The sequence below is a fragment of the Burkholderia sp. Ac-20349 genome, assembly GCF_017104865.1.
GTDB classification, from domain to species: Bacteria; Pseudomonadota; Gammaproteobacteria; order Burkholderiales; family Burkholderiaceae; genus Burkholderia; species Burkholderia aenigmatica.
In genome coordinates this window covers 1-16334 of sequence record NZ_JAAGPM010000073.1, presented here as the reverse complement: position 1 = coordinate 16334, position 16334 = coordinate 1, and the positions used below count along the sequence as shown (strand labels likewise).

Genomic DNA, 16334 nt, shown 5'->3' with positions numbered 1-16334 from the left:
GACCCGGCCTCGACGACTGCACGCCGCCCAATCCCGGCTTCCGAAAACCCGGCTGGATGAATGTTCGTAAGAATGCACGACTCGCGATGGTGCGTCGACCGGAAATGGTTCGACGCGTGATCGAGCGTGGCCCGAGCGCGGTCAGCGCCGGCACGAATCCAGATGCCGCAATCCGGTCGCGCCGTTCTACGCATCCGCACGCCCTCGCCCCCCGCACGAATTGCATAACAGTTGCGCCACCGCACGGTGTCGTTTCGATTTGTGCTGCAGTGGTGTCAATAGAGCCTGCTAATATGCATTTTCGCCCGCGATCGGCCTGCCTGACATCAGGCGCAGTCCCTCCGCCGATCGGCCCACCATGAAGTGTTTTCGCTGACGTGAGGCAACAAGAACCCATGAATAACCTGCACCGCGAACTCGCCCCGATCTCCGCGTCCGCCTGGGAACAAATCGAGGAGGAAGTGGCACGCACGTTCAAACGATCGGTGGCCGGCCGCCGCGTCGTCGACGTCGACGGCCCCGAAGGCCCCGAGCTGTCGGCCGTCGGTACCGGGCACCTCGTCGAAGTCGCCGCGCCGCGCGAGCAAGTGAATGCGCGGCTGCGCGAAGTCCGCACGATCGTCGAGCTGACGGTGCCGTTCGAGCTGAGCCGCGATGCGATCGACAGCGTCGAGCGCGGCGCGCGCGACGCCGACTGGCAACCGGCGAAGGACGCCGCGCAGCGCCTCGCGTTCGCCGAAGACGACGCGATTTTCGATGGCTACCAGGCGGCAGGCATTCTCGGCATCCGCGAAGGCACGTCGAACCGCAAGCTCACGCTGCCGGCGGACGTCGGCGCGTATCCCGACGCGATCAGCGACGCGCTCGAGGCGCTGCGGCTCGCCGGTGTCGACGGCCCGTACTCGGTCGTGCTCGGTTCGGATGCATACACGGCGCTCAGCGAGGCGCGCGACCAGGGCTATCCGGTCCTCGGCCATATCAAGCGGATCGTCAGCGGCGAGATCATCTGGGCGCCGGCGATCAGCGGCGGCTGCGTGCTGTCCACGCGCAGCGGCGATTACGAGCTGCATCTCGGGGAAGACGTATCCATCGGCTATACGAGCCATACCGACAAGGTCGTCCGCCTGTACCTGCGCGAAACGTTCACGTTCCTGATGCTGACGAGCGAAGCATCGGTGGCCGTGGCGCCGCAGGGCGGCACGGCGGCCTGACCGCGGTTGCCCGCGCGCGATGCCCGCCGGGCGTCGCGCGCGACCGGCCGCACCGCCGGCCGCATGTTCGTCGCCGATCGAACCCATCTTGCATGGAGTGTGTGATGAGCGATTCGAATGAGGCATTGCAGGCGCTGCAGGCGTCGGTCGACCACCTGAAGCAGACGGTCGACGCGAACGCGGGCAGCCAGGCCGGCGACACCGCCGTGCTGTTCACCGTCCTGTCGCTGGTCCTGGCGGAGTTGCCGCCCGACACGCGCAACCTGATCGAGGATTCATTCTCCGTCTGGGCCAATGGTCTACCGAATGCGGCACTGTCAACCGACGTGAAGCAGATCGCCCGGCAACGGCTCGCGATGACCCTCCCGGACTGACCGCGGCACGCCACGGTTGCGCCGTGTCCGGCCCGGACCGTGCAACCCGCCCTCGCCTTCGGCCGCCACACCCGCATCGTCTGCGGTGCGTGTGGGGTTGCGCATAGCCGGTCGAGGCACGCACACGCTGCGGCGCCTGCGCCGCGCTTGTCCTCCCACATCGCCGCCGCCCCGCCCGCAAGCAGCACCCTGCGCGCCGATGTCGCACCGCGATCCGCTCGCGTCCTGCCCGCTCCCGCCTCCTGCCCTCACCCGCTGCATCCGCCGCGCACGCCCGTGCCGCCGCGCGCCCGCCCGTCTGTACTCCTTGCCACCCGTGCGCACCCGCATGCGAGGGTGCAATTCGCGGCCGGGCCGCGGCGGAACTGTGTCTTGGATGGCTTCCGCCGATTCGCTATTTTGAACGCAGTCGAAGCGATGCCGTGGGCTCCTCCCGGCACGCACGCTTGCCGCCCTGACCGCGACCGTGCACGACGCCGACGCGCGCTGCGTGACAGCCCGAGCGCTGCCCGCGCGCCGCCGTGTTGCGTGTCGTGCGTTCGCGGTCGGGATGCGCCAAGCGCCGCACCGCATCGGGACTTCACCCTTCGACCCACTTTCACCGACAGGAGCCAGACCACCATGCCCGCACTTTGCGATATCTGCCACGCCCGGCCGGCCGTCGCGCGCGCAACCGTGATGCAGGACGGCGAGCGCAAGACGATCTCGATCTGCGATTACCACTTCCGTCAGCTGATGCGGCATCAAAGCATGCTGAACCCGTTCGATTCGCTACTGGGCGGCGGCGGCTCGTCGTCGCTGTTCGGCGGGCTCGACGACGAATCGCCGCTCGCCGCCGAGATTCCGCGCGAATCGGTCGACCCGACCGACGCGTTCAGCGAGCAGACGCTGGAACTGCTGCAACGGGCGGCCGAGAAGGCGCACGAACTGCGCCGCAGCGAGCTCGATTCCGAACATCTGCTGTACGCGCTGGCCGACACCGACGTGTGTGCCGCGCTGCTGAAGGAACTGAAGCTGTCGCCGCAGGACATCCGGTCCTACATCGACGAGCATGCGCACACCGGTACGGCCGACCCCGATGCGCCGCTCGACAAGCTGTCGATCTCGCCGCGCGTGAAGAAGGCCGTGCAGTACGCGTTCCAGGCGTCGCGCGATCTCGGTCATTCATACATCGGCCCCGAGCACCTGCTGATCGGGCTGGCATCGGTGCCGGACAGCATCGCCGGCACGCTGCTGAAGAAATACGGCGTGACGCCCGAGGCGCTGCGCCAGAAGGTCGTGAAGGTGGTCGGCAAAGGCGCCGAGGACGGCCGCGTCGATGCGCCGACCGGCACGCCGAACCTCGACAAGTTCGGCCGCGACCTCACCGCGATCGCGCGCCAGGGCAAGCTCGACCCGGTGCTCGGCCGCGCGCAGGAAATCGAGAGCACGATCGAGGTGCTCGCGCGCCGCAAGAAGAACAACCCGGTGCTGATCGGCGAGCCGGGGGTCGGGAAGACGGCGATCGTCGAAGGGCTCGCGCAGCGGATCGTCAACGGCGACGTGCCCGAGGTGCTGCGCGGCAAGCGGCTCGTCGAAGTCAACATCAACTCGATGGTGGCCGGCGCGAAGTATCGCGGCGAGTTCGAGGAGCGCGCGAAGCAGCTGATCGACGAAGTCACTGCGAAGCACGACGAACTGATCCTGTTCATCGACGAGCTGCACACGATCGTCGGCGCGGGCCAGGGCGGCGGCGAAGGCGGTCTCGACATCGCGAACGTGCTGAAGCCCGCGCTCGCGCGCGGCGAGCTGAGCCTGATCGGCGCGACGACGCTCAACGAATACCAGAAGTACATCGAGAAGGACGCGGCGCTCGAGCGGCGCTTCCAGCCGGTGTTCGTGCCGGAGCCGAGCGTCGAGCAGACGATCGTGATCCTGCGCGGGCTGCGCGACAGCCTCGAGGCGCACCACCAGGTGACGTTCGCCGACGACGCGTTCGTCGCGGCCGCGGAATTCGCCGACCGCTACATCACGTCGCGCTTCCTGCCCGACAAGGCGATCGACCTGATCGACCAGGCCGCCGCGCGCGTGCGGATCGGCGCGACGTCGCGTCCGGTCGACATCCAGGAAGGCGAAGCGCAGATTGCGCAACTGAAGCGCGAGCAGGATTACGCAACGTCGCGCAAGCGCTTCGACGAAGCGAAGCAGTTCGAGGAGCAGATCAACGCGAAGCAGAAGACCGTCGACGAGATGATGGAGGCGTGGCAGCGCAAGACGGGCTCCGAGACGCTCGAAGTGACCGTCGAATCGGTGGCCGAGGTCGTGTCGCGGCTCACTGGCATCCCGGTGTCCGAACTCACGCAGGAAGAACGCCAGAAGCTGTTGAAGATGGAAGAGCAGCTGCGCGAGCGCGTAGTCGGCCAGAGCGACGCGGTGGTGGCCGTCAGCGACGCGGTGCGGCTGTCCCGTGCAGGGCTCGGCCAGACGCACCGGCCGATCGCGACGTTCCTGTTCCTCGGGCCGACGGGCGTCGGCAAGACCGAGCTCGCGAAGGCGCTGGCCGAGACCGTGTTCGGCGACGAGCAGGCGATCATCCGCATCGACATGTCCGAGTACATGGAGCGGCACGCGGTCGCGCGGCTGATCGGCGCGCCGCCCGGCTACGTCGGCTACGACGAAGGCGGCCAGCTCACCGAGCGCGTGCGGCGCCGCCCGTACAGCGTGATCCTGCTCGACGAGATCGAGAAGGCGCATCCGGACGTCTACAACGTGCTGCTGCAGGTGTTCGACGACGGCCGCCTGACCGACGGCAAGGGCCGCGTGGTCGATTTCAGCAACACGATCATCATCGCGACCAGCAACCTCGGCGCGGCAATCATCATGGACAACCTCACGCAGCCGGAAGCCGCGCGCAAGACCGACAAGGCGATCCGCGAAGAACTGATGCAGGTGCTGAAGGGCCATTTCCGCCCCGAGTTCCTGAACCGGATCGACGAGGTGATCGTGTTCCACGCGCTGTCGAAGGAGAACATCCGCGCGATCGTGCAGATCCAGCTCGACCGCGTGGTGCGCACGGCCGCCGCGCAGGACATCACGCTCGTGATGGGCGACTCGCTCGTCGAGCACCTGACCGAAGCCGGCTACCAGCCGGAGTTCGGCGCGCGCGAGCTGAAGCGCCAGATCCGCCAGACCATCGAAACCCGGCTCGCGAAGGAAATCCTTGCCGATCGCCTGAAGTCGGGCGACCGGTGCGAAGTCGACTACGACAAGGCCAGCGACGAAGTGACGTTCAACAAGCTCGCGGCGCCTGAAACGAAGGACGCGAAGAAGGACGCCGACGGCAAGGCGAAGCCGAACGGCAAGGCGGCCGCCAAGGCCACCGACGAGGCGAAAGCCGGCGACACGCCCGCCGACGCACCGCCGCCCGCACCTGCCGCGAAACCGTCCGGCAAGAAGTCGTCCGGCGCGAAGAAGGACGCGCACTGAAACCCCGCGTGCCCCGCACGCCCGGGGCACGCATGACCGGCTCCGTCCATGCGACGGAGCCGCCCCACGCCGCGACACGGCGCAAACCGAGCCGCCCGCATCGGGACCGGCAGATGGAGATTCACATGACAAATCGACGCGAAGTGCCAGGCATCAGGAAGTACGACGGGCCCGCCGGTGGTTGGGGCGCGCTTCGCGCGACAGCCGACGCGGTGCGCACGCAAATGGAAACCATCGAGGCGCCGATCGTGCTGATGCGGACCAACCAGCCCGACGGCTTCGACTGCCCCGGCTGTGCGTGGCCCGACAAGGAACACAAGTCGACGTTCCAGTTCTGCGAGAACGGCGCGAAGGCCGTCACGTGGGAAGCGACGACCAAGCGCGTGACGCCCGAGTTCTTCGCGGCGAACACCGTGTCGTCGCTGCTGCGGATGTCGGACTACGAGCTGGAGAACATGGGCCGGCTCACGCATCCGCTCGTCTACGATCGCGCGACCGACACGTTCCGCGCGATCGAATGGGACGACGCGTTCGCGCGCATCGGCGAAGTACTGCGCGCGCTGCCGCCCGAGCAGGTCGAGTTCTATACGTCGGGCCGCGCATCGAACGAAGCCGCGTACCTGTACCAGCTGTTCGCACGCGAGCTCGGCACCAACAACTTCCCCGACTGCTCGAACATGTGCCACGAACCGACCAGCGTCGGCCTGCCGCAGTCGATCGGCATCGGCAAGGGCACCGTATCGCTGGAAGACTTCGACCATTGCGAGCTGATCATCTCGATCGGCCACAACCCCGGCACGAACCACCCGCGGATGATGGGCACGCTGCACGAGTGCTCGCGCCGCAACGTGCCGATCATCGTGTTCAACCCGCTGCGCGAGCGCGCGCTCGAACGTTTCGCCGATCCGCAGGACATGATCGAGATGGCGTCGTTCGGCTCGACGCGGATCGCATCGACGTACTACCAGGTGGACGCCGGCGGCGACGCGGCCGCGCTCAAGGGCATCATGAAGGCGCTGCTGCAGCTCGAAGCCGAACGCGGCGACGTGCTCGACCGCGACTTCATCGCGCAGCACACGAACGGCTTCGACGCGTTCTCGGCCGACCTCGAAGCCACGTCGTGGGGCGACATCGAGCGCGCGAGCGGCCTTAGCCAGGCGCAGCTCGAACAGGTCGCGCTCGCGTACGCGAAGTCGAACGCGACGATCATCACGTACGGGATGGGCGTCACGCAGCACAACAAGGGCACGGCCACCGTGCGCCTGATCGCCGACCTGCTGCTGATGCGAGGCAACATCGGCAAGCCGGGCGCCGGCGTGTGCCCGCTGCGCGGCCACTCGAACGTGCAGGGCAACCGCACGGTCGGCATCACCGAAAAACCGTCGGCCGAGTTCCTGAAGAAGATCGAGGACGTGTGCGGCTTCACGCCGCCCGCGCATCACGGGCACGACGCGGTGCAGGCGATGCAGGCGATGATCGACGGCACCGCGAAGGCTCTGCTGTGCCTCGGCGGCAACTTCGCGGTCGCGCTGCCCGATCCCGAGCTGTCGTTCCCGGCGATGGCGAAACTCGACCTGAGCGTGCATCTCGGCACGAAGCTGAACCGGTCGCACCTGCTGGTCGGCAAGGAAACCTTCATCCTGCCCGTGCTCGGCCGCACCGAGCTCGACATGCAGGCAACCGGCCGGCAGTCGATCACCGTCGAGGATTCGATGTCGATGGTCCACGCGTCGGCCGGCAAGCTCAAGCCGGCGTCCGACCAGTTGCGCTCGGAGCCTGCGATCGTCGCGGGCATCGCGCATGCGACGCTGCCGAACAGCAAGGTCGCATGGCTCGACCTGATCGCCGACTACGACCGTATCCGCGACCTGATCGACCGCACGGTGTCCGGTTTCGAGGCCTTCAACGAGCGCATCCGCACGCCGGGCGGCTTCCGCCTGCCGCTGCCGCCCACCGAGCGCGTGTGGCCGACGCCGACCGGCAAGGCGATGTTCTCGGTCTACAAGGGCGTGAAGGAAGATGCCGACGTGCTCGGCGCCGAGCAGGTGCTGCGGCTGATCACGCTGCGCAGCCACGACCAGTACAACACGACGATCTACGGGCTCGACGACCGCTATCGCGGCGTGTTCGGCCGGCGTGACGTGCTGTTCATGAACCCCGCCGATCTCGCGAAGTACGGGCTCGAACACGGCGACCTCGTCGACATCGAGACGGTCACCGCATCGGGCCGCGCGCTGCGTCTCGAGAAGATCACCGCGATCGAGTACGACATCGCGCCGGGGTCGGTCGGCGCGTACTACCCGGAAGCGAACGTGCTCGTGCCGCTCGACTACATCGACAAGGAAAGCGGCACGCCGTCGTACAAGTCGGTGCCGGTGCGCGTCGCGCGCTCGGCGGTAGTCTGACTCACGGACGGGCTCGCGGCGCATAGGCAACCGCGAGCCCGTCCGACCTCCTCCAAGGGCCACCGCCTCACCACTGACGCGATGGCCCTCTTCCTTTCCCGTCTTTACCGCACCGCCGTCGGCGGCATCGTCGCGCCCGTCTGCCGGCGCCGATACGCGCTGTCGCGTGTCGCGAGCCAGTAGTACAGCGGCGACGTCAGCACCAGCCCCACGACCCACGACAGGTCCGCGCCGCCGAGATGCGCGGGAATCGGGCCCGCATACATCGGCGTGTTCATGAACGGGATCTGCACGAGGATGCCGATCGCATACGCGAGCAGCGCCTGCGGATTGAAGCGGCCGTAGATCCCGCCATCGGCCATGAAGATCGACTTGATGTCGTACTTGCCCTGGTGGATCACGTAGAAGTCGATCAGGTTGATCGCCGTCCACGGCACCAGCACGACGAGCAGCGCGAGCACGAGATCGACGAGGTTGCCGACGAAGTTCGTCGACGCGCCGATCGCCGCGTAGCAGCAGGCGACGAAGATCACGACCGACACCACCGCGCGCGCCTTCGCGGTCGGAATCCACTTGTAAGCGAACGTCTGCACCGACGTGATCACCGCGAGCACCGCGCCGTACAGGTTCAGCGCGTTGTGGCTGATCACGCTCAGCAGGAACAGCACGAGCATCAGCGGGCCGAGCGGGCCGGTCGCCTGCTTGACCGCATCCATCGTGTCCGCGCCGGCCGGCACCGCGAGCACCGCGACCACACCGAAGACGAACGCCAGCGTCGAGCCGATCGTGCAGCCGAGATAGGTCGCCCAGAACGTCGATGCCACGCCGACGTCCTCCGGCAGATAGCGCGAATAGTCCGACACGTACGGCGCGAACGCGATCTGCCACAACGCGGACAGCGACACCGTCGCGAGCCATCCCGCGAAGTCGAAGCCGCCGCGCGTCAGGAAATCGTCGGTCGTCACGTGCGTGAGGATCATCCAGAACCCGACCACGATCCCGATGCCGAGCACCCACGTGCCGATCCGGTTCAGGATGTGGATGAACCGGTAGCCGACGATGCCGATCAGCCCCGACCCCACCGCGCCGATCACGATGCCGACGGGCACCGGCACCGACGACGCGATGCCGTGCACCGACTTCCCGGCGAGCACGATGTTCGACGCGAAGAAGCCGACGTACATCACGGCCGCGATCACGGTCACGAGCAGCGCGCCCCACGAACCGAACTGCGCGCGGCTCTGGATCATCTGCGGGATGCCCATCTGCGGCCCCTGCGCCGAATGCAGCGCCATCAGCACGCCGCCGACCGCCTGGCCGACGACGATCGCGACGATGCCCCACATCAGGTTCAGGTGGAAGAGCTGCACGCCGAGCGCGCCGGTCACGATCGGCAGCGGCGCGATGTTGCCGCCGAACCAGAGCGTGAACAGGTCGCGCACCTTGCCGTGGCGCTCCGCGGGCGGCACGTAGCCGATCGTGTGTTTCTCTATCATCGGGGACGCATTGCGGTCCACGTTCGTCATGGTGATGTCTCCTGTCCTGCGCGGCGATGCGCGCGTGCCGTGTCAGCCGGCGCGTGTTGGGAACGCGCCTGCCATCGGGTCCGGATACGCGAGCGACGACGCCCCGCGTGCCCGCGCGGCGGTGTCGAACGACGCGGACGATGCGCATGCGGGGACGGAATAACTCTCCCGCCGGCGCATGCACGGCCGCGTCGTGAACGTCGTGATCCAGGTTGGAGACGATGGTGCGCCACGCGCATCGCGGCCGGAAAATACTAAAAATATTTCCGGGACATACGAAAAAGCTCTGCAGCGGACATTTCGGCACCGGGGAGCTTTCAGGTAAGGTGCTACGCAAACCATGGACAGATAGCGCCCGCGGCGGCACGCCGGGGCCGTGCATCAGAGGTGCTTGTGGCTCACTACACTTTGCGGCAACTGAAATACTTCGTGACGACGGTGGAATCCGGCAGCGTCGCCGAGGCATCGCGCCAGCTCTTCATCGCGCAGCCGTCGATCTCCAGCGCGATCAAGGGGCTGGAGGAAAGCTTCGGCGTGAAGCTGTTCATCCGCCATCACGCGCAGGGCGTGTCGCTTACGCCGAGCGGCACGCGCTTCTACCGGAAAGCGCAGGAGCTGCTGCGCATCTCGCACGAGTTCGAGCAGAACGCGCTCGCCGACAACGACGTGATCACCGGGCAGATCGACATCGGCTGCTTCGAGACGGTCGCGCCGCTCTATCTGCCGCAACTGATCGCGGGCTTTCGCGAGCGCTACCCGGGCGTGAACATCCGGCTGCGCGACGGCGACCAGCAGGAACTCGTGCAGGGCCTGACGTCCGGCACGTTCGATCTCGCGCTCATGTACGACCACGACCTCGACGGCACGATCGAGACCGAGCCGCTGATGCCGCCGCAGCAGCCGTACGTGCTGCTGCCGGAGAACCACCGGTTCGCGGGCCAGTCGCACGTGTCGTTGCGCGACCTCTGCGTCGAGCCGATGATCCTGCTCGACGTGCAGCCCAGCCGCACGTATTTCGTCAGCCTCTTTCACGAACTCGGGCTGACGCCGAACATCGTGTTCGGATCGCCGTCGATCGAGATGGTGCGCGGGATGGTCGGCCAGGGGTTCGGCTTCTCGCTGCTCGTCACGCGCCCGCATTCCGAATACACGTACGACGGCCAGCGGGTCGTGACGATCGGCCTCAGCGAAACGGTGAGCCCGTCGGGGCTCGTGAGCGCGCGGCTGAAGCGCGGTCAGCTCACGAAGCAGGCGCAGTCGTTCGTCGATTTCTGCCGCGAACGGCTCGCGCAGATCGTCGCGGAAACGGCGCGATAAGGAGCAGCCAGGAACAGGAAAACGCACGCGCCGCGGGATGCGGTGCGTGCGTGTCGGCGATGGCAATGTCAGACGGATGTGGAAAGATGCTCAGCCAACCGGGCGAGCATCGCGTCGCAGCCGTGAAGCTGGTCGAGCGTGACGAACTCGTCGGGCTTGTGTCCCTGGTCCATGCTGCCGGGCCCGCACACCACGGTCGGAATGCCGGCCTGCCCGAACAGCCCGCCTTCGGTGCCGAACGCCACCGTGCCGAATGCATTGGAGCCGCTCAGCATCGCGAGCAGCCGCGCGGCTTCGCTGTCCGGCTCGGTCGCGAGCCCCGGATACGCACCCAGCGGCTGCAGCCGGATGTCGGTATCGGGCTGCACCGCGCGCATCCTCGGCAACAGTTCGGATTCCGCATAGTCCTGCAGCTTCCTCGGCACGTCGTGTGCATCGAAATCCGGCAGTGCCCGCACTTCGAAGTCGAACTCGCATTCGGCCGGCACGATGTTCAGCGCGCGGCCGCCCTTGATCAGCCCCGTCTGCACGGTCGAGAACGGCGGATCGAAGCGTTCGTCGTGCCGTCCGGGCCGCGCGAGCGCATCACCGATCTCGCCGAGCCGGCCGATCAGCTTCGCCGCATAGTCGATCGCGTTGACGCCCGACGGTGCGTACGCCGAGTGGCACGCCGCGCCTTTCACGTGGCAGCGCATGGCGAGCTTGCCCTTGTGGCCGAGCACCGGCTTCAGTTCGGTCGGCTCGCCGATCAGGCACAGGCGCGGCCGGTGCTCGCGCGCGGCCAGAGCGTCGAGCATCGGCCGCACACCGAGGCAGCCGACTTCCTCGTCGTACGAGAACGCGAGATGCACGGGCACGCTCAGCGGCCGGGCGACGAACACCGGCACGGCCGCGAGCACCGATGCGATGAAGCCCTTCATGTCGGCCGTGCCACGGCCGTACAGGCGGCCGTCGCGCTCGGTCAGCCGGAACGGCTCGACCGTCCACGCCTGCCCGTCGACCGGCACCACGTCGGTATGACCCGACAGCGCGATGCCGCCGCGATCGCGCGGCCCGATCGTTGCGTACAGGCTCGCCTTCGTGCATTCCGTGTTGTAGAACAGTTCGCTCTCGACGCCGAAGCCCGCGAGATAGTCGCGGATGAAACCGATCATCTCGAGGTTCGAATCGCGGCTGACCGTCGCGAAAGCGATCAGCCGTTCGAGCAGCGCGCGGCTCGACGTGTCATTCATCGCCCGGCACTCCGTAGCGCGGCGCGGCGGTCGGGTTCAGCGCGCGCGTCTGGTAGTCGTGCATCTGCGGGCGATACGCCTGCCACAGCGCATCGAGCTGCCCGATCGGATCGGCATCGGCCCAGTCGACGCGCAGGTCGACGATCGGCCAGGTCACGTCGCCCGCCACTTTCAGCGCGGCCGAATGCACCGGCCCTGCTTCGCCGCCGGCCGCCATCGCCGCATGCATCGCGGCCAGCAGGCGATCGGCGAGCAGGCCCGGCGCCTGTTCGAAGGCCCGCGCCATCGCATCGATCACGGCCGGCGCGGCCAGCAGGTTGCCGGCGGCCACGCACTGTTCGCCGCGCACGGCGTGATGCGTACCGAGTGCTTCCTTGCCGGTGAAGCACGCCGTCTGCCCTTGCCCGTCGATCGCCGTGACCTGCCGGTACTGGCTCCAGCCGTTCGCGCTGAGCGCACGGTCGAGCGCCGCGGCGGGCGCGAGCTGCTCGTGCTCGATCAGGTCGAGGATCTGCGGGCCGAGTGCCGGCAGCGTGATGTTCTGCGTCGCGACGGCGCCGACGCCTGCGCGCACCCACGGGCAGCGTGCGCCCACCGCGATGCTCGACGAGCTGATCGCGATCCCGAGCTGGCCCGTTTCCGGGCAGCGCCCGACGATGGAGAAAGTCATGTCGCCTCCTACGCGCGGTTCGGCTGCCAGTTGTCCGGGATCACGGCGATCACGTCGATTTCCATCAGCCACTGCGGCTGGCCGAGCGCGGACACGACGAGCCCCGTCGAGATCGGATACACGCCCTTCAGCCACTTGCCGACTTCCTGGTACACCGGCTCGCGGTAACGCGGGTCGATCAGGTAGGTCGTCGTCTTCACGATGTGCGTGAGGTCGCTGCCGGCTTCCTCCAGCAGCTGCTTGACGTTCTTCATCGCCTGCTCGGCCTGCGCGCGCGGATCGCCGAGACCGGTCAGGTTGCCGTCGAAATCGGTGCCGACCTGGCCGCGCACATAAACGGTGTTGCCGGCCCGCACGGCCTGGCACAGGTCGTTGTCGAGCGTCTGGTTCGGGTAGGTATCCTTGGTGTTGAACATGCGGATACGGGTATGGGTGGGTTGGCTCATCGGAATCCTTCAGTCGTCAGGGGTCCCGCCGCCGCACCGGACGCAAACGCGGTGCGGCAAGCGGCATGGGTTCGGTCAGTTCACCGCGTCGGCAAGCGGCTGCGCATCGGCGTGCGCCACGGCGGCGTCCTGCTCCGGACGCGAGGTCGAACGGCGCTGCGATGCGTCGTGGTAGTCGAGGTAGGTGCGCTGCGTCGCGATGTGGTCGGCGATGTGCCGCGCGTCGTGCCACACGCCCCAGATGAAGCTGGAGCCGCGCCGCGACAGCCACGGCAGCCCGAGGAAATAGATGCCCGGCTCCTTCGACACGCCGCGCTGGTGCTGCGGCTTGCCGCTGTCGGCGAACGCGTCGACCTTCAGCCAGCCATAGTCGACCGCGTAGCCCGTCGCCCAGATGATCGACGTGACGCCCGCACCGGCAAGGTCGAGCGCGAGGATCGGATGCGCGACGCAGTCGGGGTTCGGCAGGATGCGGCGCGCTTCCGGTTCTTCCGGCAGGTCGAGGCCGTTGCGGGCCGCATAGGCGTCGGCTGCGTCGAGCAGCGACAGGTAGTTCTCGTCGCCGCGCGCGAGATTGATCGCGAGATCGCGTTCGAATACGGCCACGCCGCCGTCGAACGACTTCGTCAATCCGACGAGCGTCACGCCCTGGTTCGCGAGCTTGCGGAAATCCACCGTGTGGCCGCCGCGCGCGCCGCTCACCGCGATCGTCACGTGTTCACGGCCGGGCGTTGCGACCTCCTTGTCCCATTCGCCGAGCACGCCGAGCCACCAGCAGAAGTCGCGGCCGCGATACGCGCGCGGCGGGCGATCGTGCGGGCCGACCGACAGGTAGACCTGCCGGCCCGCGCGCTGCAGCTCGTCGGCGATCTGCACGCCCGACGACCCCGCGCCGACCACCAGCACCGCGCCTTCCGGGAGCTGGCCCGGGTTGCGATAGTCGGCGGAATGGAGCTGCACGAGGCGCGCGTCGTCCGGCGCGATCGGCGGAATCACCGGGCGCTGGAACGGCCCCGTCGCGACAACCACGCGGTTCGCCTCGATCGTGCCGTCGGACGTCTCGACGACGAACCCCGGCTTGCCCGTATTGCGCACGACCTGCTTCACCTCGACACCGGTGCGGATCGGCGCGTTGAACTTGCGCGCATACGCTTCGAAGTAGTCCGCGACCTGGTCTTTCGACGCGAATGCGTCAGGATCGAGGCCGTCGAATTCGAGGCCGGGGAAGCGGTCGTGCCACGCGGGGCCGTTCGCGACCAGCGAATCCCAGCGCCCCGTGCGCCAGCGTTCGGCGATCCGGCTGCGCTCCAGCACGAGATGCGGTACGCCCAGCTTGCCCAGGTGCTCGCTCATGGCCACGCCGGCCTGACCGGCGCCGACGACGAGCGTATCGATTGAGGTTGTTTCGACTGCCACGGCTGTCTCCTTCTGAAGTGCGGCTCAGTGCGACGCTCGTGCTGTCGCGTGAGTTGGAATGGAGACATTCTGCTGATGCGCAGGCAGGCGCGAAATGATGATTTTTGTTGGTGTTGATGAACAAAAAGCTGGGGGTGGTGAGCGGTGCGGGTGGCTTTAGGGTGCGCACACGAGAGCCGCTGGTCATGTCTGGCTGCGGGGCGAATCAGGTATATGCGCGCCCTCGCACAAGCCTTTCCGCAGCCGGAATGTGTGCACCAGCCCGTTGCACGATGACCGGGGGCGCACGTTGTGACACGGCTCGACACGCTTGACGACGCCCGGCAGCGGCTTGGGTATGCGGAAAAATCGCTCGAGCACGGAGGGTCGCGCAGCGTGCTGACCATGCAGATCGAGACGGTCACCCATGCGCGCACCGGCAACGCCGTGACGCATTTCGCCGACCGGCGGCCACCTCCGCAATCGGATCTCGCCCGACGCGCTCAAGTGCCCCTGGCTCACAAGACCGGGGCATTCAAAATTGCCCAGATCCTGCCTGCGGGCGATGTCGGCACTGCTTACCGGTCTGCGTCCCGGTGCGCGGGAGCGGCTGGATCGCGCTCATCCTTGCCCGAGGGCTGTTCATCCACATCGTCGTCGGATGTCGCCGAACCCCGGCTGGCGAACCATGCGACCAAGCCACCCAACGCAAGCAGCGGACCGAGAAGCAGGAAATGCTCGATCGCAAAATCGTTCACGTCATGCGAACCATAGCCACCTCCGCTGATCTGGGCCACGGCCTGCAATACTGCAAACGCACCCCAGGCAGTCAGGATCAGACCGCCGACACACACCATCGCTGCAATCGTCGATTTACGCATTTCTGCTCCGTCAAGCGTTCTCGGCAGCGTTGCCGACGCTGACCTGCGGCTTCTGCGGCGGCATGTCGCCATCGGGCACGTGCGCGCCCCGTACTCAGCGACCCGGGTTCACGGCGGGCTTGGCCGGCGACGCCGGCGCGGACGTCACCGCCTTCGCCGCGTTGATCAACGTCTCCTTGTTGCCGTCCCACTTGGGCAGTCTGGCGGGCGGCAGCGGCACCATCTTGTCCAGGTTCGGCAGACGCAGGTCGGGGTCGCGTTCCAGGCGATCGGCAAGGACGATATAACGCTCGGCACGAGCCCGATCCTTCACGCCACCCGCTACCGGATCGCCATCATCGAACGCACCGAACAAATATCCAGCACTCTCGGCACTGCCGAATTTCACGCCCGCATGCAGCGTTTTGAGCGCGCGTTCGTTGTTCTCGCCCAACTCGGCTCGATCACCCGCAATCGTCGTTCCCAACACATACGCCGCACGTCCGTTGCCCTGCGCGACCGCACACTCAAGCATCTGGAGTGCGATCTTGCGGTTGCCCCAGAACCCCATCTTGGGGTCGTCGTAGAGCGCGTCCATCTTGTCACCCAGATACGCCATCGCACTCGGACTGCCCATATCGGCGGCCAATTGCCAGAATGCATAGGCGCGGCTGGCATCCTGTTTTACGCCCATCCCGTCCATGTGATACGTACCCATCAGATCGTAGGCCGCCGGAATACCCAGTTTCATCGCCTGTTCGGTGATCTGCAGGGCATGTTCGGAATCACGATCCACCCCCTCCCCCTGGGCGTAGGCATTCGCCAGATTCAGCATCGCCTTCCAGTGCTTGCGCTCGGCCGCCTTCGTCCACAAATCGACAGCGCCCTTGTAATCGCGCTGGTTCGGCCACAACAGCGCGCTGGTCTGCACCAATGCCTGCTGATTCCATCGATCGGCCTCGGGATCGAGCGGGGGAGCCACGTCTACCTCGTGCTTGCACGCAAACGCCGTGCGATGAGGGTTGAAGGCGGTCAACGACATGTTGCGAGAAGGAGCATCGTTCATTGAGCAGGCTGCGCATGCAACGAACAGGAAAGCCGAAACCAACCGGGTCAAGCCGATACGGTTGGCGGGAGTCGAACGCAATTGATTTAGCACGATTCGGGAAGCCTACTCAGGAAAAGCGAACGCCTGTCGCACGCGCATCATGGAACGGATGCAGGAAGCCGGCCGGCGCGATCATCGGCGACGGCTCCACGCTCGACGCGCCGCAAGCGTTGCGGACCACGGCGATTCGGAGGTGCCGGGCCTGTCAGTAATTTCGTGTTCAAGGCATATGATGCTCCGAAGGAGACTATATGCCTCGCAAACCGAAAGCCAAACCGGTAGACCTGCCGGCGATTCCCGCCGAGTTGCTTGAGCAATTCGGCAG

13 protein-coding genes are annotated in these 16334 nt (G+C 66.9%); 5 read left to right on the top strand and 8 right to left on the bottom strand.

Going from position 1 to position 16334, the window contains the following annotated elements; genetic code table 11:
- Positions 1 to 395: 395 nt before the first annotated feature.
- The 4 genes from G3N61_RS22870 (at position 396) to G3N61_RS22855 (ending at position 7455) form a co-directional block, all read left to right on the top strand.
- Positions 396 to 1211, top strand: a complete 816-nt coding sequence (locus tag G3N61_RS22870) for a family 1 encapsulin nanocompartment shell protein (protein WP_205823651.1) — start codon at positions 396 to 398, stop codon at positions 1209 to 1211.
- Positions 1212 to 1315: 104 nt separating this feature from the next.
- Positions 1316 to 1585, top strand: coding sequence for a hypothetical protein (locus G3N61_RS22865; protein WP_043192018.1), 270 nt, complete (start codon positions 1316 to 1318; stop codon positions 1583 to 1585).
- A gap of 621 nt (positions 1586 to 2206) precedes the next feature.
- Positions 2207 to 5050: an AAA family ATPase gene (locus tag G3N61_RS22860; RefSeq protein ID WP_205823650.1), complete on the top strand. Its 2844-nt coding sequence runs from the start codon at positions 2207 to 2209 to the stop codon at positions 5048 to 5050.
- 125 nt (positions 5051 to 5175) lie between these two features.
- Positions 5176 to 7455: an FdhF/YdeP family oxidoreductase gene (locus G3N61_RS22855; RefSeq protein WP_043192021.1), complete on the top strand. Its 2280-nt coding sequence runs from the start codon at positions 5176 to 5178 to the stop codon at positions 7453 to 7455.
- Between the two features lie 104 nt (positions 7456 to 7559).
- On the opposite strand, the gene G3N61_RS22850 is transcribed toward G3N61_RS22855, so the two are convergent.
- Positions 7560 to 8981: a cytosine permease gene (locus G3N61_RS22850; protein WP_089454356.1), complete on the bottom strand. Its 1422-nt coding sequence runs from the start codon at positions 8979 to 8981 to the stop codon at positions 7560 to 7562.
- Positions 8982 to 9374: 393 nt separating this feature from the next.
- Between G3N61_RS22850 and G3N61_RS22845 the strand changes: the two genes are divergently transcribed.
- Entirely contained in the window at positions 9375 to 10298 is a 924-nt protein-coding gene (locus tag G3N61_RS22845; RefSeq protein WP_043192025.1) for a LysR substrate-binding domain-containing protein, read from the top strand.
- A gap of 68 nt (positions 10299 to 10366) precedes the next feature.
- Here the strand turns inward: G3N61_RS22845 and argE are convergent, their stop codons facing one another.
- From argE to G3N61_RS22810, 7 genes are all read right to left on the bottom strand, one after another.
- On the bottom strand, positions 10367 to 11530 hold the full coding sequence (gene argE / locus G3N61_RS22840) for an acetylornithine deacetylase (protein WP_205823649.1): 1164 nt from the start codon (positions 11528 to 11530) through the stop codon (positions 10367 to 10369).
- Positions 11523 to 12200, bottom strand: a complete 678-nt coding sequence (locus G3N61_RS22835) for a DUF1028 domain-containing protein (protein WP_205823648.1) — start codon at positions 12198 to 12200, stop codon at positions 11523 to 11525. The genes argE and G3N61_RS22835 overlap by 8 nt, the downstream gene beginning before the upstream one ends.
- Positions 12201 to 12208: 8 nt before the next feature.
- On the bottom strand, positions 12209 to 12646 hold the full coding sequence (locus tag G3N61_RS22830; RefSeq protein ID WP_107314251.1) for a RidA family protein: 438 nt from the start codon (positions 12644 to 12646) through the stop codon (positions 12209 to 12211).
- Between the two features lie 75 nt (positions 12647 to 12721).
- Positions 12722 to 14062: an NAD(P)/FAD-dependent oxidoreductase gene (locus G3N61_RS22825; protein ID WP_205823647.1), complete on the bottom strand. Its 1341-nt coding sequence runs from the start codon at positions 14060 to 14062 to the stop codon at positions 12722 to 12724.
- Between the two features lie 557 nt (positions 14063 to 14619).
- A complete protein-coding gene (locus G3N61_RS22820; RefSeq protein ID WP_089454343.1) occupies positions 14620 to 14922 on the bottom strand; it encodes a hypothetical protein in 303 nt (100 codons plus the stop codon).
- A 94-nt stretch (positions 14923 to 15016) separates the two neighbouring features.
- Positions 15017 to 15967 carry a DUF6396 domain-containing protein gene (locus G3N61_RS22815; protein WP_241017860.1) on the bottom strand — a complete coding sequence of 317 codons (951 nt, stop codon included), beginning with the start codon at positions 15965 to 15967 and terminating at the stop codon, positions 15017 to 15019.
- Between the two features lie 140 nt (positions 15968 to 16107).
- A partial coding sequence (locus G3N61_RS22810; protein ID WP_205823646.1) for a hypothetical protein occupies positions 16108 to 16334 on the bottom strand: 227 nt, incomplete at its 5' end.